This is a genomic window from Plantibacter sp. RU18, assembly GCF_050613355.1.
GTDB lineage: Bacteria > Actinomycetota > Actinomycetes > Actinomycetales > Microbacteriaceae > Plantibacter.
Genome location: NZ_CP159618.1, coordinates 405,844 through 426,379 on the forward strand (window position 1 = coordinate 405,844; position 20,536 = coordinate 426,379).

The window sequence follows — 20,536 nt, forward strand, 5'->3', positions numbered from 1 at the left end:
CACCACCACCGGGGACATGCTCGGCGCCCGAGGCGACGACTCGTCGACGAGCGCGAGCAAAGACCCTGAGGACTGGGTCACCGGCGACGAGCCCATGACGGGACCGCAGCGCAGCTACCTCGACACCCTCGCACGCGAGGCCGGGGAGGAGATCCCGGCAGACCTGTCCAAGGCCCAGGCCTCCGAGCACATCGACCGTCTCCAGAACGCCACGGGCCGCGGTCAGTCGGATCCCAGCAGCGAATGAACGAGCACGCCGGCGGTGACGACCACCACGAGGTCGTCGTCATCGGGGGCGGCAATGCGGGCCTGTCGGTCGCCGGACGACTCCGCCGGTACGGTGTGCGGGACATCGCGGTCATCGAACCGCGTGAGCACCACCTGTATCAGCCGATGTTCTCCCACGTCGCCGGGGGCACTGCGTCTGCCGCTGTCGCCACCCGGCCGCAGCGGTCGGTGACGCCGAAGGGCGTCCGTTGGATCCAGGACCGCGTCCAGTCGATCGACCCGGTCGCGAAGACGGTCACCCTCGCCTCCGGGCGGAGTGTCGGGTACGGCCAGCTCATCGTGTGTCCGGGGATCCAGAAGGACTGGAACGCCGTTCCCGGGCTGGTCGATGCGATGGACTCGCCGGTGGGCGTCTCCAACTACGAGTTGGAGTACGCCCGGAAGGCGTCGAGGGTGCTCCGAGGAATCCGCTCCGGCACCGTCGTCTTCACGCAACCCGCAGGCCCCGCCAGCTGTGCGGGAGCTGCTCAGAAGCCGATGTACCTCGCCTGCGACTACTGGCGGGAGACCGGCGTTCTGCGCGACATCCGGGTGGTCCTGATCGTGCCGACCCCGACCATGTTCGGCATTCCCATGATCGATGCGGAACTCGAGCGCGTGGTCGCCGAGTACGGCATCGAGGTTCGTTTCGATCGTGAACTGGTCGGCGTCGACGCGGAGCACCGGACCATCAGCATCGCGGCGACCGCCCGGCAGGATGGTCCCGACCGCGGCCCGGCCGGAGCGGGACGTGCGCAGGGCGGTTCGGCGGTGGCCGATCGTGAGGAGCTCTCCTACGACGTCCTGCATGTGAGTCCGCCGCAGTCCGCGCCGGACTGGTTGGCGGCGACGGATCTCGCCGACCCCCGGAGTCCCGGCGGCTTCGTCGAGGTCGACTCGCTGACGCTTCGACACCCGCGGTACCCGGACGTGTGGACGCTCGGAGATGCCGCCGCGACGACGAACTCGAAGTCCGGCGGCGCGCTCCGCCAGCAGACGTTCACTCTGGCGAAGAACCTGTCGGCAGCCCTCAGGGGAAACCGCTGACGCACGTGTACAACGGGTACTCCGTGTGTCCGTTCACCGTGTCCCGGTCGACGGTGGTGTTCTCCGAGTTCGACGACCGGTACCGCCCGATGCCGACGATCCCGTTCTGGGCGGGCCTCGCGAAGGAGCGGCGCTTCACCTTCATCGCCGATCGCTACGTGCTCCCCTGGGTCTACTGGAACCTGATCCTTCAAGGCCGCGATTAGCTCCGCGAGTCGCGCCTAGCTCCGCGAGTATGGGCGGGTCGGCATGCCGGAGTTCATCCGGTCTCGGCGAATTCGGGTCTCGTCCGGTAGGAGCGGCCGTCGGGCACGCGCCAGTCGAGCACCCCACCGGGGGTGTGGGTGAGGTTCCAACCGGGAAGATGCTTGAGCCGGTGATGATGTCGACACAGGCACGCCAGGTTGTCGACGGCCGTCGTGCCGCCGTCGGTCCATGCCGTGCTGTGATCGAGATCACAGCCTCGCGCCGACCGTCCGCACCCCGGCGCCCGGCAGATGGTGTCTCTCAGGCGGACTGCTCGTTGGAGATCGGCTGGAACGCGGTAGTGGTCCCGCCCGACGGAGAGGATTGCGCCGGTCTCGGGGTGGGTGAGGACGCGTACCATCGAGGGTGCCGTGATGGTGAGGCGAGCTGCGGTGGCGGGATCGATGGGGCCGTAGCCGTCGAGCGTGCCGGGTTCATCGGTGACGCCGAGGAGGGAGAGCACGGGGACGGTGACGTGGACCGTGGCGCGGATGTGCGCCTGGACGTCGACCGGCTGCTCGATGAGCGTCGGCGTCGTGTCCGTCGGCGCGGACCAGCGGTCGGGCGCCGCTGAGCCGGGAAGCCAGCGGACCTCGGTGATGCGCTCCGGGTCGCCGGGGATCGGTGCGCCGTCAGTGCTGACAGCGCCGGCGATCGCGAGTGACGCGAGTGCGTCGGCGCGCAACTGTGCGAGTGTGCGGGCATCTCCCGACGTCTTCGCGGGAATCGCGAGAGCATCGAGCCGCTCCGTGATCGCCTGGGCAAGGGGCGCTGTCGTGAACAGGTGGACCCAGGCCATGCCGTCCGCGGCGGGCTCGACCTCCACTCTGCGGTCGGCGGTGGATCGCACCGCACGAGTGGTGATCGATTCCGGATGCAGTCGCTCACGCAGGATGCGGGCGCGCTGTCTGAATCGGGCCGGCGTGGACCGTTCGGCGACCGGCAGCACCTCCGCCAGGAACCGCCGGCGCCCCTCTGCAGGGATGTCGCGGAGCTGATCGATGAGGATCCGGGTGTGTCCGGAGCTGATCGCGCCGTGCGCGAGAGCCTCCAACGCCTCCGGTGCGTCGTGGACCAGGACTTCGGCGTCGCCGATGCGACGCTGCAGGGTCTGTTCGGAGGTGCGGGTCGCCATGGCGAGGGACGCGCACATCGATCGTCGGGCGAGCCCTTGTGCTTCCGCCGTCGGGGTTCCGGCCGACACGAGCGCGCTGGCGGTGGCATGGGCGTACGCTGCCGCCTCGGCGAGCAACTGCGCCTCGGCGGCGTCGAGTGCGGCGCGTTCCCGGGCGAGCGCCATGAACCGGTCGGTGAACGACGCGCTCCGCGCCGCGAACGCCTCGCTCGGGTGCTCGCGGTGTTCGCGGATCGCGGTGCTCTCGGACATGACTCCAGTCCACCATGGACCACTGACATTCGAGATGACCAGTGAGGATCGGCGGCGTCCTTGCCGAAGAAGCTGCGCAGTGGGGGCACTGGGTGCGTTCACTCTAGGCGATGACGCTGCACGAGCCGTCTGATTTAGAGCTCATCAAGAGCGCTCCCATCGCCAATGTCATTGCTGGGCACGAGTGTGCCTGCATACCAGCGCTACTCATATGAAATGTCATAACCGAACGCGCGGCGATACGTGCTCGTGGGCATGGAGTGGATCGATTTGTAGATAATCTAAGTTTATCGACCGACTAATGCACTGAGTCGCACCCCACTACACATCCCGACGAAGGAACTGAACATGGCGACCATCGAAAAGACTGTGCGATTTTACGACACGATTCTCATCGACGAGCACGACAACCGGTTGAGCGTTGAGGCCGATTTCTGGACCAAACTCCTCTCATCCTTCGCTTCGTGGGATCTCGCGTCCCGCAGCGGGAAAATCTCGGATGTGGACTACCTTGGGCTGGCGGTCTCTCCAAAGCGTCCGGCGCTGCCGCACATGCAGGTTGAACGAATTCGAGACCTGACCGAGCAGCTGAATCGCTCAAATGTGTCCAATGGAGACGTCGAACCACTCGACTTCGATGATCCAAACGACCGGGTGTCGGAACCGACGTTCATAGTGCCATTTGGAGCGTATGGCCGCGTCGCTGTCATGAGTCCAGCGGTTCAAGGCACCAGGCCCGAGACGCTGGCGCGTTGGCTCACCAGTGTGCTGGACCTTGTACCGAAGGGGTATTCTCTCGAGCTGGTCCCTGTCGTGGACCCAGAGATTCTTGAAAAGATTCAGAATGCTGACGGCGCTGTGATGCTGGAGGTACATGTCGATGCCGGTGCGCAAGTCCCGGCATCGGGAGGAGGCGCGGTAGGTGATGCGTTCCGAAACGCTCAGCATCAGGCTCTGCAGGACGCACGTCTCGTCTTCCGCTGGTCGCTCGACCGTTCTGGCGGCAACAGATCCGTCCGTGAGACCCTGCGCACGGGCGCAGAGTGGGTTGTCACGAACGCGTTCAGTTCAAACGCGAAAGTCAAGCTGGCGGACGAAGTTGCAGGCGGCCAGCTCAAGCGTGACGATGAGCGGAATCTCTTCGAAGATCGAATCACGAAGAATGTGACCTTCCATACGACTGCAGGCGAGCGAACCTCAGACGAGGTTATTCTCAACGCGGTTGGGGAGGCTATCAGGGAGTTTATGAAGGGCGGAACGGCCATCGGGCTTCAGATCGCAGGAACCAGCGGATCGGCCACCATCGCGTTCGACGGCGATGTGACCGGTGTCACTGGCGGGGCGTAGCGTAGGTCTTCCGGGAAGGATCAGAACATGAAGGCAATGAAGAAGGTCGGGGGAGCCTTCGCGAACTATCCGTTTTTCGTTAGTGTCTTCGTTGTCGCGCTCGTACTCGGTCATTTTCTGCTTTCACAGAAGTACCCGATTCTGAACGTTGCGTTTGCGCTTACAAAGACAACTGCTAGCGATGCGCAGGGCACACTCACTTCGCTCTCGCTCGGCGTCGCTGGCGTGAGCGCGATGGTGGGCGGCTTCGCCGGTGTGGTCGTCGTCTTCGGTCTCGGTAGCGAGAACGATCGATTCCGCTTGCTACGCCGGAGGGGAAACCGTCGGCTGCGGGCTAACTGGATTTCGGTCGTCTTGAGTTCATTCTCCGGTGCTTTCGGGGCGCTAGTTGCTGCTGTCATGGTCGTGGGCTTCGGCATCGAGCCCGGCATGTGGGTGCTGGAGGCTTGTTTGTTATTCACCGCGCACGCCGCAATCCGGTTGACGGCACTGTTGGCAGGACTTGCGAGCATCGTTGACAGTCAGGATGAAGATACTGAACGTGCCGAACGCGTGGTTCCAACTCACGAGATCTTCCCGGATCCGCCGACGACCGAGGGGGCTCCGCGACCGGTCGCCGGCGAATGATCCTCGCTCTCATCACAGCACGCGGAGCCGGATGCCGAAGGTGGTGGTCGTGACGGGAACACGATAGCGGTCCGGGAGCGCCGGCCCGCAGGATGAGCTGCCGAGGCCCTGCTGGCCGTGGTCGAGGTTGAGCCAGACCCGGCCGGTGTCGCGGAGGTCCTGCGGGTGCCGCGCCTCCTCCAAGGCCTCGCTCGTCCAGCGGCGTGCGGTGAAGTCGAAGCCGGCGGGTGACACCTGCTCGGCGCGCAGCATCGGGACGCCTGTGCCGTGGAGTTCCAACCAACGGGTGCCGACATGGTTGCCGTTCTCCTCCGGCACTGGATAGTTCGTCTGCAGGGCGTCGATATCGCTGGAGAACCGCCCGATGCGCGCGGCGGCCAGGCTGTCGACGTACGACTCGCCGGGGCCGCGACCGAACCAGTCCGCCTCCCGGTAGGCACCGGGCAGCCCGAGTCGCAGGCCGAGCCGCGGCAGGGTGAGGACGTGGTCACCGATCGGTGTGTGCTCCCAGACGCCCTCGGGTACGACGGTCACCGAGAGTTCGAGCGTGCCGCCCAGGTCGGTCCAATCGAATCTCCAGCGCAGCCCGAGCCCGTGCGCAGCAGGAGCGCTCCGCCCGCTGACGCGCAGACGATCGTCGAACCGTTCCACGCGGTCGGTGCGGTGCAGGAACCTGTCCAGCCCGGTGAGCTTCCAGCTCGCCGCCGCCGTGTTGCGGGGGCCCTGCCCGCGGTCGTTCTCGGTGGGGGCACGCATGATGTCGAGGATCGGGCCATCGAGGGAGATGCCCCCGAGCGCGATGAGTCGCCCGGTGCGCGCATCGAAGGAGGCATCGCCGAACGAAACCGACGACCCCGTGTGCTCTGCGTCGGCGATGGTCTGCCGGATCGGTGAGACCGACGGTTCCGTCGTCGGCGTGCGGGGCTCCGGATCGCTCGGGACGCGCACTTGGCCGAGCGCGATCTCGTGTCCCGTCGCCGCCCACGGCTCGTCCGCGGCGAGCACCGCCCGGACGCTCAGCCAGCGCTCGAGCGGCACTCCGGAGACGGGGTCGACACCGGTGGGCGGTACGAGCGCTTCCGCCGGGAGCGCGATCGTCACCTCGCTGCGCGCGGCGACCGCGGGCATCGGCAAGTCACCCGACGCGACCATTCGGCCGTCGTCCTCCGTCTGCCATCGCAGCGTCAGGTGCGCGAGCGACCGCATGTCGTGCTTGTTACGGATCGTCAGGGTGCCGTCCCATGGTTCACAACTCCTGCTCCCGGCGCCGGGCCCGGCCGCGGGTGCAGCCGGATCCGGAGCTTCAGCTGCCTTCGAGCCCGGATCGCAGGAGTTCTGGACGTCGACCAGCAGCTCGACCGGACTGATCGCGGCGCGCAGCTCGGCGAGGCCTGGCGACGGTGTGCGGTCGGCGAACATCAGGCCGTCCAGGCAGTATCGTCCGCCGTTCGGTCGGAAGGCGACGTCGCCGCCGTGCATGACGTACTCGGTTCCGGCGGCATCGGTGCTCCGGAACCCGTGATCGATCCACTCCCACACAAAGCCCCCGCAGAAGCGGTCGGAGCCCTCCAGGATGCGCTGGTAGTCGACGAGCGATCCCGGGCCGTTCCCCATCGCATGCGCGTACTCGCAGAGCAGGAACGGCAACCGACGTCGGCGAACGTCGTCGGGTGAGCCGGAGACGACCCCTGCGGGTGTCGGCTCTTCGCGACGCCCGATGGCCGCGAGCAACTCCTCATCCGGGTACATGAGACTGAAGAAGTCCGAGTTCCGGTACGACGGATCGCGCTCGTACATGACGGGCCGCGAGGCGTCGCGGTCGCGGATCCACTGCTCGAGGACGTCGAAGTTCTCGCCCACCCAGCTCTCGTTCGCCATCGACCATACGACGACCGACGGGTGGTTCTTGTCGCGCTCCACCATCCGTTCGACGCGATCGAGCATGGCGTCACGCCACAGGGGCTCAGCCGACGGGTTGCCCGCCCAGTCGGTGTAGATGAACCCGTGGGTCTCGAGGTCGCACTCCTCGACCACCCACAGCCCGAGCTCGTCGCAGAGGCGGAGGAACTCGGGATGCGGCGGGTAGTGGCTCGTGCGCACGGCGTTGATGTTGTGCTGCTTCATGAGCAGGATGTCCTGGCGCATGGTCGCGACGTCGAGCGAGCGGCCGCGGTCCTGGTCGTGCTCATGGCGGTTGACCCCGCGGAACAACACCGGCACGCCGTTCACGAGGAAGCGGCCGTCCTCGATCGACACAGTACGGAAGCCGATCCGCAGCTCGATCGTCTCTCCGGGATCAGGCGACTCGTCGGATGGTCGTCGCCGCAGTCGTGCGCTGTAGAGACGCGGTTCCTCCGCACTCCACGGCTCGACCGGTAGCGCCGTCGCCGTGCCGGTGGGCAGCCCGTGGATCCCGAGTTCCGGCACGTCGACGAGTCCAGGCGTGTCGGTGTCGATGCGCAGCACGCCGATGCCGTCCCGGTGGTCGTACCGGGCGTGGACGAAGACGTCGTCGATCGCGCCGATCGGTCGCTCCAGCAGCTCGACGTTGCGGAAGATGCCCGGGAGCCACCACATGTCCTGGTCTTCGAGGTAGGTGCCGCTCGACCACCGGTGCACCCGCACGGCGAGGAGGTTCTCGCCGGGGAGCAGGTGTGCACCGACCTCGTACTCGACCGGGAGTCGGCTGCCCTTGCTGTGCCCGAGGAGCACACCGTTCAGCCACACCGTGCCGCACGAGTCGACACCCTGGAAGCGGAGGACAGTGTCGGTTTGGCGCCAACCTTCGGGCAGCGTGAAGGAGCGGCGGTAGTCGCCCGTCGGATTCTCCTCGGGCACGCGCGGCGGGTCGATCGGGATCGGCAACGCCGTGTTCGTGTAGAGCGGCGTGCCGTGGCCTTCCAGCACCCAGTGCGCCGGGACGCGGATGCGGTCCCAGGCCGTATCGTCGAGCGCCGGGTCGCTGAACGACGGCCCCGTCCCGTCGGCCGTCGGCGACAGGGTGAACGCCCATTCGCCGTTGAGTGACAGCTTCGCCGCGTCGCTCCGTTCGTCCGCTCGCGGTCTCCGCCGTCCACTGCCCGGCATCGGGTCCTCGACCCATGACGCCGCACGCTGGTGGTCGCCGCGCACCTCCGCTGTCAGCTCCAAGCCGCTGTGAAGGGAAGAGTCGCTCATAGTTCAGATGCCTTATCTGTTCTGCCCACATCCAACTTCCAACCTCCCTAACTCAGGAGTTCGTCGGCGCGTCGCGGGTGCTCGTCGTGGGTGGGAGGCGGCGCGCCGACGCGTTCCTGAGTTAGGGAAAGAAAAAAGGAGGAGGAGGAGGAGGAGAGGGGGAGGAAGAGGGATGTCAGTCGGTGACGGTGGAGGGCGGAGAGCCGAGGGCTTCGAGGTCGGTCCAGAAGGACTCGGGGATCGGTGTCGTACGGAGGGCCTCCACCTGGGTCAGGCGCTCTGCACGACCCATACCGACGACGGTGGAGTCGACCAGTGGAGAACGCGTCGAGAACGCCAGCGCCGCGGCCGCGAGGGGGATGCCGTGCGCGTCGGCGAGATCACCGGCGCTCGCCACCCAGGCCAGCAGCTCCGGCGTACCCTCCTGATACGCGTACGTCGCGGGCTTCCCGTCACGACCCCCGCGCGCCGCGAGCACCCCTCCACCGAACGGCGCAGCGTTGAACACGCCCATGCCGCGCGAGCGTGCCTCCTCGAACAGCGCCGTCGCACTGCGGTCCACGAGCGTGAACCGGTTGTGGTTCAGCAGGACGTCGAAGACGCCGGTCCCGACGTAGTCCCGCATCACACTCAATCGGCCGGCGGCGACACCGATCGCATCCACGAGACCCTGCTCGCGGAGTTCGAGCATGCCCTCGATCGCGCCATCCGGAGCCGCAGCCTCGGCGAACGGCACCGAGTACGGGTCATGCAGATGGAAGATCGGGATGCGCTCGACACCCAGCCGGGAGATGCTCTCCTCGAAGGAACGCAGCACGCGGTCGCGATCGAGCACACCGGTCGACGGGTCGCGGTCCGCCTTGGAGACCACACCATGTCCGCCGGGTAGACCGCCCAGCCGGATGGCCTCGCCCAACGCCGTCTCACTGCGACCCCCTGCATACGCGTTGGAGGTGTCCACGAGGGCGTACGGACCGTCGAGCATGGCACGGGCGAGCCCTCCGGCGCCCGGGGCGGGGGAGCCGTCGGCGCTCGCCGGATCCCCGAGGAACGAGGTGCCGACCGTGACGGGACTCGTGAGCAGGCCGGTGTTACCGAGCGGGCGGAGGTCGACGGGCTCGGGGGCCTGCGACGGTTCGATGGGGGACATACGACTCCTCAGACGATGCGGATCATGTGGGCGTGCCGAGTGGGGGACTGCTCGGGCAACTCGACGACGAGGGCTGCTGCTGTGCGCGTCCAGGGCACTGGACCATGACCGAGCAGTTCTACCGTGCCGGGTTCGTGCTCGAGCAGGCCAGAGGCGCGCCCGGCCGATCCGATCGTCGCGATCCCGTCCGCAGGCCACCCGAGCAGCGTCGCATAGAGCGCACCGTCACGTCGGGTGAACCGGATGTCGGCGGCAGTGAAGTCGCGCTCGCCTTCGTCGTAGCTTGCGGCGAGGTCGCCCAGCGCCAGTTCACCGTGGGCCGAGGCGACAGGCCCCTCGCCGTACCGTACCCATGGGGTGGTCTCGTAGATCCCCTCCCCGCAGATGCGCAACCAGTCCCCGATCTCGCTGAGCAGTGCGCGGGCACGATCATCGACAGTGCCGTCTGCACGCTGGGGGATGTTGAGGAGCAGTGTGCCGTTCTTGCTCACCACGTCGATGAGCAGGTGGAGCACCTGGCGCGGCGTCTTGCGCTGGTGGAACATGGGATCGTCGCTGGCACAGTCGAACCATTCGCCGTCGCTCGTGTCGAACTGCCACGGCTCGCTCTGCAGCGTGTCCAGTTGACGGCGTTCGGAGTCGAGCAGCACGGCGGTCCGGTCCTCGTCCGGTACGTCCTTGATCGAGACGATGCCGGTCGGCGAACCGGGCGTCCAGTCGTCGGCCGCGCGGTAGTAGTCGGCGAGGTAGCGCATTCCGGCGTCGCTCGGCGGAGACGCCGGAAGCTCTCCACCGGCATCGAAGGGCATGCGGCGGTCGTCGAAGTACACGGAGTCCGGTTGGTACCGCATGGTCGCCTCGGTCGCCATCCGGTAGAACCGGTCGACCCAGGCGGCCGGTGGCGCGGCTCCCGGTCGATGGGGTTCCAGGTAGAGCTCGCGAGGGTCGAGGCCGTCCCACCAGAGGTCGGCACCGTCGGCTGCGGTGAGGCGGCCGTCGTGCGGTCGCCCGGTGATCGGATCGGTTCCGTGGGCGGCGTCGAGCCACCGCCAGGTCCAGTTGTTGTGGAAGCTCAGCCCGAACGGCAAGCCTGCTGCGCGGGTCGCGCGCTCCCATTCGGCGACGATGTCGCGCTTGGGACCGTACGCTGCGGTGTTCCAGGGCTGTTCCGTCGACTCCCAGAGTGCGATGTTGTCGCAGTGGACCGCCATCGACACGATGAAGCGCGCACCGGCTTCGACGAACAGGGCGACGAGCGCCTCCGCATCGAACCGCTCGGCCGTCCAGCGAGGGAGTAGGTCCTTCGCGCCCTCTGTGTCCGGGGAGCCGAACCGCTCGAGGTGGTCGGCGTGCTGCCGATCCGCGCGCTTGCGTTCCCAATCGGCGCTGCCGGGCTGCATGCCGTAGAGGTGCCGTGCGTACCAGTCGCCGGATTCAGCAACCGACTGCGCTCCCCAGTGCGCCCAGATCCCGAACTTCGCGTTGGAGAACCATGCTGGGACGCCGTGCGTCCGCAGTGATGCCCAGGTGGGTTCGTAGTCGGTCATGCTGTCGGGCCTTCCGGGAGGACTGGGGCGTCGTGGCTGCTGTGCGTCGGGAACGATGCCGGGGTGGGTTCGTCGTCGGTCATGCTGCGGGTCCTTCCGAGAGGACTCGGACGTCCCAGCTGCCGAGCGTCAGTGTCGTTCCGGTGCGCAGCGGGAGCGCACGGGCGTCGAGGACGTCGAAGAGGGTGCGATCGACCGCGAGCTCGACGGCATCCCACGACCAGTTGTGCAGGAACCAGATCACCTCACCGGCAGCGTTCACGGCCGAGTGCGCGGTCACCTGCAGGGGCAGTGCGCCGGAACCGTCGAGACTGCACGGGGACGGCGTGGGTGCGGTCGCGGCGACGTGGGCGAGGAGGGCGGCTGCGAGGGGACGATCCGGGAGCGTTCCGATCCAGGTGACGGAGCCGTCACCGACGCGGTGCTCGGTCACCGCGGGCCCGGCACCGTGGTGCGGGTGCACGTAGTCGAGCAGCGGCGTCGCGCCTTCCGACTCGATGCGGTCCGCCCAGCCCTCTGCCTGCGCGTCGCCAGGTGGAACGAACGCGCTCTCGCCTCCGAGCTCACTGGCGGTGACCCCGATCGGCTGCGGCAGGTTGGACACCTCGGTGATCCGGATGCCGGCGGCGGCGCGCAACGGCCCTGGGGCGACTTCGGCTCGCGCCCGCCCCAGCTCGTCGCCGTGGCCGCTGCGGAACGTGAGGACGAGCCGACCGCCGGCGCCCGCATAGGCGGTCAGGCGTCCCGCCGTGCGATCGTCGAGGGCGTACAGTGCGGGCGCGACGAGGACGGGGAAGCGTCGGACGAGCGCTGCGGCGTCGTCGTCGAGCTGGTTGGCGTGGATGAAGCCCACCTGGAGGTGCTCGTCGATCGCTGCCTGGTAGAACCTCGCCAGGACGCGGTCGTAGCTGGACGGATCGGGCGCCTCGGTACCAGGGCGGCTGAGTGGCGGGTGGAACTGGAGCGCCCAGCGGCTGTCCGCCGCGAAGAGGAAGCCGATCGTCGTCGTCGGGTCGAGATCGCGGAGTCGTTCGCCGGCCGCGGTGATCGCCCTGCCGATACCGGCGATCTCCTCATACACCCGGCCCGGCTCGAGGTCGTGGCCGAGGACGCCACCCCAGTGCGTCTCGGCTCCGGAGTGCAGGGTGTGCCAGTGCCAGTAACTCACCAGTGTCGCGCCGCGGGCGATGAGGGCGAACGCGGCCTGGGTGAGCTGTCCGCGATACCCGGGCAGATTGAGGTTCGATCCGGCGATGGAGGTCGCGTCGGTCTCGGTGACGAGGAACGGCGCCTGACGGGAGGCTCGCATTCGGTCCGCCTGTTGGAACAACCCCGCGGGTGACGTCGAGACCCACCGACCCGGTTCGGCTCGGCTGTCGGCCTCGGCGGAGAGCCCGTCCTGCTGGAGGTAGTACGCGTTCCCGCTCGTGATCGAGAGTCCACGGCTCAGCGCGACGTCCTCGACACCGGGGCGGTTGTACGCGATGCAGGTGGTGAGGAAGCGATCGTCGGGGACGAGCTCGCGGGCGATGTCGGCTTGCCAGCCGATGAACTCCGCGACCAGCTCCGCCTGGTACCGGCGCCATGCGAGGTCGTAGGCGGGTGTCGAGTTGCCGGGCGGCGTCCAGAGCTCGTCCCAGTCGGAGAGTCGATGGGACCAGTAGCTCAAGCCCCAGGCCTCGTTGAGTGCCTCGACGTCGCCGTACTCGCCACGCAATCGATCGACGAACCCGGCGAAGACACCCGCGTTGTGGAGGAGGTGCAGCCCCGGCTCGTTGTCGAGTTGGACACCGATGACCGCCGGATGAGCGCCGTGGCGCGCGAGGATCTTCCGGATGGCCCGCTCGGCATGGAATCGGAACGCTGGCGCGGTGAGGTCGATCTCCTGTCGGCCGCCCCAGGGGACGACCCGCTCGCCGCCAGGCGGAGCCGCGATGCGTGCCGCGATCTCCGGATGCTTGCGTTGCAGCCACGGCGGCACCGCGTAGGTGGGCGTGCCGAGGATGACGCCGATACCGCGAGACTGCGCACCCTCGAGGATGGGCGTCATCCATTCCAGCTCGAACTCCCCGTCCCGCGGCTCCCAGGTGGACCACACCGATTCCCCGACCCGGATGGCGGTGAAACCGGCTGCCGCCATCAGGTCGAGGTCGCGATCGAGTCGTTCCTGACTCCGCTCCGGCTGGTACTCGCGGTAGTACGCCGCGCCGAATCGGACCGCCGGGGCCGGGCGGGCGTGTGGTGAGTGGTGTGCGTCGTCCATGGTGTCGCGGGCGGGGCGTCAGCCCTTCAAAGCGCCCGAGGCCAGTCCCTTCATGATCCGCTGGTTGAGGAAGACGAACACCACGAGCAGCGAGAACACGTTGATGCAGATACCGGCGAAGAGCGGTCCGTAGTCCACCTGTCCGTACTCGCCGCTGAAGTTGAGGAGGCCGGCCTGGATCGTTCGGAGGTCGGCGTTCGTCGTGAAGGTCAGCGAGATGAGCAGGTCGTTCCAGATCGACAGGAACTGCACGAGGCCGATCGTGAAGAGCGCGTTGCGCACCATCGGGAGGCCGATGGACCAGAACGAGCGGATGATGCTCGCCCCGTCGATCGTCGATGCCTCGAACACCTCGCGGGGCACCGCTCGGAAGTAGGCCGTCATCATGAACACGGTGAGCGGCATGCCGAGCGCCGTGTAGGTGATGATCATCGGCCAGTACGTGTTCGTCAGGCCGAGGTTGAAGTACGCGATGAACAGCGGCACGAGGATCATCTGGCCGGGGATCATGATGCCGGAGATGAACAGGAGCAGGGTCAGGTTTCGACGCTTCCACACCATCACTTCGAGCGCGAAGGCCGCGGCGACGCCGAAGATCAGGATGAGGACGAGCGACGGAACCGTCACGATGACGCTGTTGAGGAGGTTCTGCGAGATGTTGCCGGTGGTCCACGCGGTGACGTAGTTGTCGAAGCTCCACGTCCCGGGCAGCGAGAACGTCGATTCCTGCAGGAACTCGCGCTGGTTCTTGAACGACGACAGGAACAGCCAGATGATCGGGTAGATCTCGATCACGAGCAGGATGCCGATGAGGATGACCGACGGCAGTTTGCGGAGGTAGTAGGCGCGAGAGCGTGGAGCGCGGCGCATCTTCGGGCGACGGATCGCGGTGCCTGCGCCGTCTCCGCTGCCGGAGGAGGACGGGGTGGCGGCGCCGCGCGCTGGGGTGGTGACGGTCGTCATGGCGTCAGTCCTTCGTCAGGTCTTTGCGGGAGGTCTTGAAGATCAGGAGCGTCACCAGGAAGCACATGATCGTGAGCACGAACGCGAGGGTCGAGCCGTAGCCGTAGTTCTGATAGGTGAACGTCGTGTTGTACATGTAGAGCGTCAGCGGGGTCGTGGCCGTTCCCGGCCCACCGCCCGTCAAGGCGAGCACCGAGTCGAAGACCTTGAGCGTGGCGTTGAAACTGAAGATCACCGCCGACAGCAGGACCGGCAGGGACAGCGGGACGATGATGTAGCGGACGAGCTTCAAGCCGCGGGCTCCGTCGATGCGGGCGGACTCGATGACCTCCTCCGGGATGTCGAGGAGGCCCGCGTAGAGCAGGACGGCGTAGAAGCCCATCGACCGCCAGAGGTCCATGATGATGATCACGACGAAGGCGCTGTCCGGCGAGCTGAACCAGTCGACCGAGTCGATGCCGAAGCCGTTGAGGATCGCGTTGACGGGGCCGGTCTGTGGAGCGACCTCGAAGAGGCGCTTGAACAGCAGGCCGACGGCGACGGTCGGGAGCACGACGGGGAAGAACACGAGCGTGCGTACGAGGGTCGACGCCTTCTTCAGGACGAAGACGTAGAACAGGGAGAGTGCGTAGCCGAGGGCGATCTGTGCGACCGTCGCGATCAGCGAGTACTTGATGCTGAAGAAGATCGCTTCAGGGGCGGTCGGGTCGGCGAACAGTTGCGCGAAGTTGTCGAGACCGACGAACTCGAAGCCGCGGAGGTCGCCCTGGAAGAAGGTGAGGCCGAAGGACCACATCACCGGGACGAGCTTGACGAGGGTGAAGATGAGCAGGGCTGGGCCCAGCAGGATGGCGATGGCCTTCCTGTCTCCGAGGACGTCTTTCATACTGTTCTCCTGGGTCGGTCGAGGACCGCGGGCGGGCGCTGGGCGCAGTGGCTCTGCGGCGTCTCGCCGATGGCTGGGTGGGAGTCCGCGGACGGCGGACGGACTGCTCCGGTCGCTCGACGGCTGCCGAGCGACCGGAGGTCGGTTACTTCTTGAGCGATTCGTCGATACCGGCCTGGACGAGCGCCGCGTAGTCCCCGGGAGAGATGCCGCCGGTCAGCAGCGGTGCGGCGTTGCTGCCCGCATCGACGCCGGCCTTCTCCGGGAAGAAGGTCTCGAACCAGGTGACGGTCTCATCGGTGTCGGCCATGATGCCCTGCACCTCGGCGGTGAGGGCGGGGACGTCCGTGACCTCTTCGTTGAGCTTGAATCCGGAGATGACGCCCTGGTTCTTCAGCACGCTGGAACCGTAGTTCTCCGAGATGCAGCTCAGCCAGCCGCCGACCTTGTCGTCGTAGCCCTTGGCCGAGAACGAGGTCGCTGCACCGGTGTTCGCCGGATGCTGGTCGATCGAGCCCTTGCCGCCTTCGACGGTCGGGAACGGCATGAACCCGACGGCGTCCTCGCCGATCTGGTTCAGCTCGTCGTTGTACACGTCGGCGAGCATCCAGGTGCCGTTGTACATCATCGCCGCGTTGCCGGTGAAGAACTCGCTCGTCGCGGTCTGCATGTCCATCGTGGTGATGCCCGGCCCGAAGTACTTGCCGAGGTCGGCGATGGCGGTGATGCCCTCGAGGTACTCGGGGTCGGTGAGCTTCGCGTCGCCGTCGGTGATCTTCTTCATGGCGTCCGGGCCGAGGAGGCGGAACAGGTAGGTGCCGATGTAGCGCGTGATCGTCCACCCCTGTGCACCAGAGACGGTGAAGGCCGACTTGCCCGAGGCCTGTACGGTGTCAGCGGCGTCGAGCAGCTCGTCCCAGGTCTGCGGGATGTCGATGCCCAGCTCGGCGAACATGGCCTTGTTGTAGAAGAAGCCCTCGACGTTGTACTGGTACGGCATCGAGACGAAGCGGTCGCCGTAGATGTTCTTCACGGTGGCGACGGCCGACGGGAGGATGTCGTCCATGACGCCCAGCTCGGTGAGGGTGTCCTCGAGGTCGAGCACGGTGTCGTCGTCGCCGAGCACGCCGCCGGGACGCAGCGGAGCGGTGGGTGCGGTGAACGTGGTGGGCAGGGCGTTCTGGCTGGCGAGCAGGGTGACGCGCTGGAGCACGTCGGCCTGCGGGAGCGTCTCGACCTTGAGGGGCAGCGCCTTCTCGTCGGCGGCGCAGGCGCCTTCGCCGAGAGTGGTGAGCTCGTCGCGGACGATCGAGTTCTCGACGGCCGCGAGGTAGTCGAACGACGTGGCGCTCGATGCGCCGCCGTTGCCTGCGCAGGCGGTCAGGGCGAGTGCGGTGACGCCGAGGGCGGCGATGGCGGTGGCCGACCGGCGTTTCGGGGCCCGGTGCGCTGTGGACACATTTCCTCCTTGAAGATGTGGCAGTACGTATGGAGTGGTGCAAAGTTGAAGCGTTTCAATGGCCGAGGCTAACCGCGCTCGGCGCGCATGTCAAGCATCGGACGGATTCCGCTCGAAGCGCGGGTTCTGGGGATGTTGCTCGCATGGCGGACGAGTATTGACACGTTTCAAGACCGAGAGGAGAATGGGGGATCGTCGTCCCATGATCGTATTCATGAGCGCACGACCACAGTCAACGACGATGCACGGCGGCCACGCGCGCCGGAGGAAGAACGGAACACACATGAGGTTGCAGGGCAAATGAGCCGTCATCACCGGAGCCGCAGGAGCGCTCGGCCGGGTGATCGCCCAGAAGCTCGCGGCTGAGGGAGCCGACGTCGCCGGCCTCGACCTCAACGCGGCAGGACTCGAGGAGACCGCCGCGCTCGTCCGCGCGCACGGCGTGCGCGCAGCTTCCGCCACCGCGGACCTCACCGACTTCGACGCCGTGCAGGCTGCCGTGGCGGGGATCGTCGACGAGTGGGGTGGCGTCGACATCCTCCTCAACGGGGCCGGCGGCGGAGCGGTCAGCTTCTTCCACGAGATGACCCACGAGACGTGGATGACGCAGATGGACCGGAACCTCAACTCGGTCTTCAACGTCACCCGCGCCGTCCTGCCCGCCATGCTCGAACAGCGCTCAGGTCGCATCATCAGCATCGCGTCGATCGCCGCCGTCAGCGGAGGCCGCCTCGTCCGGGGCGCGACGGCCTACGCCGCCGCGAAGGCCGGCGTCGTCGGGCTGACCAAGGCACTCGCGATCGAGGTCGCGGAGCAGGGCGTCACCGTCAACGCGCTGGCGCCAGGGGCCCAAGCGACTCCGGGCCGGGACAACGACACCCCGGAGCGTCGAGAAGCACTGCTCGACCAGATCCCCACCCGCCTCCTCGGCGACCCCGAGCATCTCGCGGAGACGGTCGTCTTCCTCGCCTCGCCCGCCGCGGTGAACATCACCGGCCTCATCCTGCCGCTCGACGGCGGACACTCGATCTGAATGGACGACCAGGCGACAGTGACCGAGCACGGAGTAGGAGACGGTATGACGAGACTCGACCGCGGTAAGGCGAAGTTCGACGAGGTGTACGGAGCAGGTAAGTCGGAGGGGCTCATCGCGATGCAGACGGGCCTCGCCCAGGATCTCGCCCGTTTCGGCATCGAGTTCAACTTCGGCGACATCTATTCGCGACCGGGGCTCACGCTCGCGCAGCGCGAGCTCATCACCCTCGCGGCGCTCGTCGCGCTCGGCGGTCTCGAACCGCAGCTGCGCGGTCACACGCGCGGCGCGATCAACGTCAGCTGCACCGCGACCGAGATCCTCGAGACCGTCATCCACACCGTCCAGTACGCGGGGTTCCCTCGGGCACTCAACGCGATCCGTGTCGTGACCGACGCGCTCATCGAGTACGGAGTCGCCATTCCGGATGCGCTCGGTCCTGATGCGCTCGGTCCTGATGCCACCGAACCCGATGCGCTGGCGCCTCAGGGCTGAATTCGAACCGGCGATCTAGACTGAGCCGGGCCGCCTGGTGTGCACCTGGCGGCTCTGCACGAGCGCAGAGGGGGAATCGTGGCACGAGTCGGAATCCGTGAGGTCGCGACGCTCGCCGACGTCTCCATGGGCACGGTGTCCCACTACATCAACCACCCCGATCGGGTCTCGCCGGAGAAGCAGGAGCGCATCCAGCGGGCGATCGACCAGCTGGGCTTCGTGCGCAACAACGCCGCCTGGCAGCTCCGCCTCGGGCGCAGCGGCACCATCGCGTACATCGCACCGGACGTCAGCAACCCGTTCTTCGCGACCATCGCAGAGGGGGTCGAGCAGCGCGCGGCCGAGGGCGGGCTGTCGGTGTTCATCGCGAACTCGAACCGCAGTCGCGAGCGCGAGGACGCCTATCTCGCGATGTTCGAGCAGCAGCGGGTGCAGGGCATGCTCGTCGCCTCCCACGAGTCCGTCGAGGAGCGACTGACGAGCATCCGCCAGCGCGGTATCCCGTCGGTACTCGTCGGTCAGCTGGCGTCGTCACCGGACCAGCCGTCGGTGTCGGTGGACGACGTGCGCGGGGGGTTCCTGGCCGCCGAGCACCTCCTGCAGACCGGACGCCGCCGCGTCGCCTTCGTCGGTGGTCCGCTCGGGATCCGCCAGGTGGCCGACCGGTTCGAGGGGGCGAGCGCCGCCGTCACAGCCGTGCCGGGGGCCACGCTCGAGGTCATCGCGGGGACGGAGCGCACGATCGCGGAGGGTCGTGAGCTCGGCCGAGCGATCGCAGCCCGCCCGGTGGACGCCCGGCCGGAGGCCGTCTTCGCCGTGAACGACCTGCTCGCGCTCGGCATCATGCAGGCGCTCGTCGTGGAGCACGGTGTGCGCGTGCCGGAGGACATCGCGATCGTCGGGTACGACGACATCGAGTTCGCCGAGTCGTCGATCATCCCGCTCACCTCGGTGCGCGCGCCGCACGAGGGCTTCGGCGTGACCGCCGTCGAGCTGTTGCTCGCGGAGTTCGGTGTCGCGGAAGGGGCCACCGCTCCGTCGGCCGATGCGCGCCACATCGTCTTCGCCCCCGACCTCGTCATCCGGGCCAGCTCAAGAGCAGTCAGGAACGACTCGTCTCCGCCCCACTGATCGTGCGGAGGCGTGATCCTCAGGACGCGTGATCCTCAGGACGCGTGATTCGCAGGTCGCGTGATCATGCGGACGCGACGGGTCGCGGCGCTTCCCGGGTAGCGGTGCGGATGCGGTAGAGGGAACTGCTCGCGGTGATGTACAGGGTTCCGCCGTCGACGCCGCCGAAGCAGACGTTCGCCGTGCGCTCCGGGACGGTGATGCGGAGCAGCGACGCGCCGTCGGCGTCGAAGACCTCGACGCCGTCGCCCGCGGAGGACCAGACCCGGCCGAGTACGTCGACACGGAAGCCGTCGGAGGCGGGCACCGCTGGGCGGGCGAAGGTGCGGCCGAGCGTGTCGCCGCCGCGCACCGCGTCGCCGTCGACGTCGTACACGGCGATGCGCAAGGCGTCCTCGCCGGCTTCGCCGCCGGTGTCGGACACGTAGAGGAGCGACTCGTCGGGCGAGAACGCCAGGCCGTTGGGATGCACGAGGCCGTTGATGACCGGGCTGATGTCGCCCGTCGCCGGATCGAACCGGAACACGAAACACCCGTCGTACTCGGGCTCGCCGGGATGCCCTTCGCGGCCGCTGGCATCGATGCCGTAGGGCGGATCGGTGAACCAGATGCTGCCGTCGGAGCGGACGACGACATCGTTGGGCGAGTTGAATCGGCCGCCGGCCCAGCGGTCGACGAGCGTGACCGGGCCGTCGGCGCCTTCGATCTCGACCGCTCGGCGCCCGTGGCTGCACTGCACGACACGTCCCTCGCGGTCGATCGTGCGGCCGTTCGTGTACTCGGCGCCGTCGCGGAACGCGGTCGTCTCACCGCTGGCCTCGTCGAACTCCAGGATGCGGTCGTTCGGGATGTCGCTCCAGCGCACCCGACCGGTCTCGGCGATCCACGCGGGCCCCTCGGCCCAGGCGGTACCGGTGAAGAGATGCTCGAGCACGGCACCCTCGGCGAGCAGCGGCGATCGTTCGGTCCGGGTGACAGCGGCGTCGGTCATGCGCCAAGTCTGCCAGGCGGAGCTACCGCTGCAGCTCGGGTTCCCTCAGCTACTCCGGGCTGATGGGGGACGAGCCGAGGTTGCGGGCACTCGGGCGGGTGACCGGTGGCTCGACGACGGCCTCGAGGAAGGCCCAGGCGTCGAGTCGCCAGCGGTCGCCGACGACGTCGATCGCCTCGATGCGGAACGGCGGGCTCAGGATGGCGTCCCAGTCGACGGAGTCGAGGACCCGGCGGGGGATCATCTCGTCGACGTACGGCGCCTCGCGCTCGGGATCGGGTGCCACTTCCGGCGAGTCCTCGTCGACGAGGACCTCGATGCGGTCGATCATCGCGTCGTCGTACTCCTGCATCCGCGTGACGAGGGTGTGCAGCTCGTCCGGTTCGAGAGCGGTGACGAGTTCGAGGAGGTACGCGCGCCCTGGATAGGCGTCCGCGGGCACGTCAACGATGTTGTACCGGCCGTCATCGGAGATCCACATGGGTCAACGGTAGCCCGTCACGCCTGGAGGTCGGGCGAG

Annotated in this window: 16 protein-coding genes and 1 pseudogene; 7 read left to right on the forward strand and 10 right to left on the reverse strand. The window is 67.6% G+C overall.

Translation table 11 applies throughout. The features are described 5' to 3' along the window. Positions 1-16 precede the first annotated feature (16 nt). Entirely contained in the window at positions 17-247 is a 231-nt protein-coding gene (locus ABMA10_RS01890; protein WP_347870156.1) for a DUF3072 domain-containing protein, read from the forward strand. Next, positions 244-1,520: pseudogene (locus tag ABMA10_RS01895) on the forward strand (NAD(P)/FAD-dependent oxidoreductase). The gene ABMA10_RS01890 and the pseudogene ABMA10_RS01895 overlap by 4 nt, the downstream one beginning before the upstream one ends. A 53-nt stretch (positions 1,521-1,573) precedes the next feature. Here the strand turns inward: ABMA10_RS01895 and ABMA10_RS01900 are convergent. After that, positions 1,574-2,947: an HNH endonuclease signature motif containing protein gene (locus tag ABMA10_RS01900; RefSeq protein ID WP_347870093.1), complete on the reverse strand. Its 1,374-nt coding sequence runs from the start codon at positions 2,945-2,947 to the stop codon at positions 1,574-1,576. A 348-nt stretch (positions 2,948-3,295) separates the two neighbouring features. Here ABMA10_RS01900 and ABMA10_RS01905 point away from each other — a divergent pair, with 348 nt between their 5' ends. After that, positions 3,296-4,294, forward strand: coding sequence for a hypothetical protein (locus ABMA10_RS01905; RefSeq protein ID WP_347870094.1), 999 nt, complete (start codon positions 3,296-3,298; stop codon positions 4,292-4,294). 27 nt (positions 4,295-4,321) lie between these two features. Beyond that, entirely contained in the window at positions 4,322-4,921 is a 600-nt protein-coding gene (locus ABMA10_RS01910) for a hypothetical protein (protein ID WP_347870095.1), read from the forward strand. A gap of 12 nt (positions 4,922-4,933) precedes the next feature. On the opposite strand, the gene ABMA10_RS01915 is transcribed toward ABMA10_RS01910, so the two are convergent. From ABMA10_RS01915 to ABMA10_RS01945, 7 genes are all read right to left on the reverse strand, one after another. Continuing rightward, the gene (locus ABMA10_RS01915; protein ID WP_431031125.1) at positions 4,934-8,098 is read right to left on the reverse strand and encodes a glycoside hydrolase family 2 TIM barrel-domain containing protein; all 3,165 of its coding nucleotides are present in this window, start codon (positions 8,096-8,098) and stop codon (positions 4,934-4,936) included. A gap of 175 nt (positions 8,099-8,273) precedes the next feature. After that, positions 8,274-9,248, reverse strand: coding sequence for an aldo/keto reductase (locus tag ABMA10_RS01920; protein ID WP_347870097.1), 975 nt, complete (start codon positions 9,246-9,248; stop codon positions 8,274-8,276). Between the two features lie 8 nt (positions 9,249-9,256). Next, complete coding sequence (locus tag ABMA10_RS01925) at positions 9,257-10,795, reverse strand: alpha-L-fucosidase (protein ID WP_347870098.1); 1,539 nt, start codon at positions 10,793-10,795, stop codon at positions 9,257-9,259. 79 nt (positions 10,796-10,874) lie between these two features. Further along, on the reverse strand, positions 10,875-13,058 hold the full coding sequence (locus ABMA10_RS01930) for a beta-galactosidase (RefSeq protein WP_347870099.1): 2,184 nt from the start codon (positions 13,056-13,058) through the stop codon (positions 10,875-10,877). An 18-nt stretch (positions 13,059-13,076) separates the two neighbouring features. Further along, on the reverse strand, positions 13,077-14,021 hold the full coding sequence (locus ABMA10_RS01935) for a carbohydrate ABC transporter permease (protein WP_347870100.1): 945 nt from the start codon (positions 14,019-14,021) through the stop codon (positions 13,077-13,079). A gap of 4 nt (positions 14,022-14,025) precedes the next feature. Further along, complete coding sequence (locus ABMA10_RS01940; protein WP_064295739.1) at positions 14,026-14,907, reverse strand: carbohydrate ABC transporter permease; 882 nt, start codon at positions 14,905-14,907, stop codon at positions 14,026-14,028. Positions 14,908-15,052: 145 nt separating this feature from the next. Next, positions 15,053-16,366 carry an ABC transporter substrate-binding protein gene (locus ABMA10_RS01945; RefSeq protein WP_347870101.1) on the reverse strand — a complete coding sequence of 438 codons (1,314 nt, stop codon included), beginning with the start codon at positions 16,364-16,366 and terminating at the stop codon, positions 15,053-15,055. Positions 16,367-16,676: 310 nt separating this feature from the next. On the opposite strand from ABMA10_RS01945, the gene ABMA10_RS01950 reads away from it, so the two are divergent. The 3 genes from ABMA10_RS01950 (at position 16,677) to ABMA10_RS01960 (ending at position 19,025) form a co-directional block, all read left to right on the forward strand. Continuing rightward, positions 16,677-17,399 (forward strand): SDR family NAD(P)-dependent oxidoreductase, encoded by a 723-nt coding sequence (locus tag ABMA10_RS01950; protein ID WP_431031507.1) that lies wholly within the window; start codon positions 16,677-16,679, stop codon positions 17,397-17,399. A 45-nt stretch (positions 17,400-17,444) separates the two neighbouring features. After that, positions 17,445-17,894 (forward strand): carboxymuconolactone decarboxylase family protein, encoded by a 450-nt coding sequence (locus tag ABMA10_RS01955; RefSeq protein ID WP_347870103.1) that lies wholly within the window; start codon positions 17,445-17,447, stop codon positions 17,892-17,894. Positions 17,895-17,972: 78 nt separating this feature from the next. Next, on the forward strand, positions 17,973-19,025 hold the full coding sequence (locus ABMA10_RS01960) for a LacI family DNA-binding transcriptional regulator (RefSeq protein ID WP_347870104.1): 1,053 nt from the start codon (positions 17,973-17,975) through the stop codon (positions 19,023-19,025). Between the two features lie 64 nt (positions 19,026-19,089). On the opposite strand, the gene ABMA10_RS01965 is transcribed toward ABMA10_RS01960, so the two are convergent. Next, a complete protein-coding gene (locus tag ABMA10_RS01965) occupies positions 19,090-20,016 on the reverse strand; it encodes an SMP-30/gluconolactonase/LRE family protein (protein WP_431031126.1) in 927 nt (308 codons plus the stop codon). A 49-nt stretch (positions 20,017-20,065) separates the two neighbouring features. Next, the gene (locus ABMA10_RS01970) at positions 20,066-20,497 is read right to left on the reverse strand and encodes a hypothetical protein (RefSeq protein WP_347870106.1); all 432 of its coding nucleotides are present in this window, start codon (positions 20,495-20,497) and stop codon (positions 20,066-20,068) included. Positions 20,498-20,536 lie beyond the last annotated feature (39 nt).

Bases quoted from the DNA above. Each gene is read 5' to 3' on its own strand.
- ABMA10_RS01915 (WP_431031125.1), bottom strand. From the start codon at position 8,098: ATGAGCGACTCTTCCCTTCACAGCGGCTTGGAGCTGACAGCGGAGGTG.
- ABMA10_RS01890 (WP_347870156.1), top strand. From the start codon at position 17: ATGCTCGGCGCCCGAGGCGACGACTCGTCGACGAGCGCGAGCAAAGAC.
- ABMA10_RS01925 (WP_347870098.1), bottom strand. From the start codon at position 10,795: ATGACCGACTACGAACCCACCTGGGCATCACTGCGGACGCACGGCGTC.
- ABMA10_RS01920 (WP_347870097.1), bottom strand. From the start codon at position 9,248: ATGTCCCCCATCGAACCGTCGCAGGCCCCCGAGCCCGTCGACCTCCGC.
- ABMA10_RS01930 (WP_347870099.1), bottom strand. From the start codon at position 13,058: ATGGACGACGCACACCACTCACCACACGCCCGCCCGGCCCCGGCGGTC.
- ABMA10_RS01955 (WP_347870103.1), top strand. From the start codon at position 17,445: ATGACGAGACTCGACCGCGGTAAGGCGAAGTTCGACGAGGTGTACGGA.
- ABMA10_RS01905 (WP_347870094.1), top strand. From the start codon at position 3,296: ATGGCGACCATCGAAAAGACTGTGCGATTTTACGACACGATTCTCATC.
- ABMA10_RS01900 (WP_347870093.1), bottom strand. From the start codon at position 2,947: ATGTCCGAGAGCACCGCGATCCGCGAACACCGCGAGCACCCGAGCGAG.
- ABMA10_RS01935 (WP_347870100.1), bottom strand. From the start codon at position 14,021: ATGACGACCGTCACCACCCCAGCGCGCGGCGCCGCCACCCCGTCCTCC.
- ABMA10_RS01965 (WP_431031126.1), bottom strand. From the start codon at position 20,016: ATGACCGACGCCGCTGTCACCCGGACCGAACGATCGCCGCTGCTCGCC.
- ABMA10_RS01970 (WP_347870106.1), bottom strand. From the start codon at position 20,497: ATGTGGATCTCCGATGACGGCCGGTACAACATCGTTGACGTGCCCGCG.
- ABMA10_RS01910 (WP_347870095.1), top strand. From the start codon at position 4,322: ATGAAGGCAATGAAGAAGGTCGGGGGAGCCTTCGCGAACTATCCGTTT.
- ABMA10_RS01940 (WP_064295739.1), bottom strand. From the start codon at position 14,907: ATGAAAGACGTCCTCGGAGACAGGAAGGCCATCGCCATCCTGCTGGGC.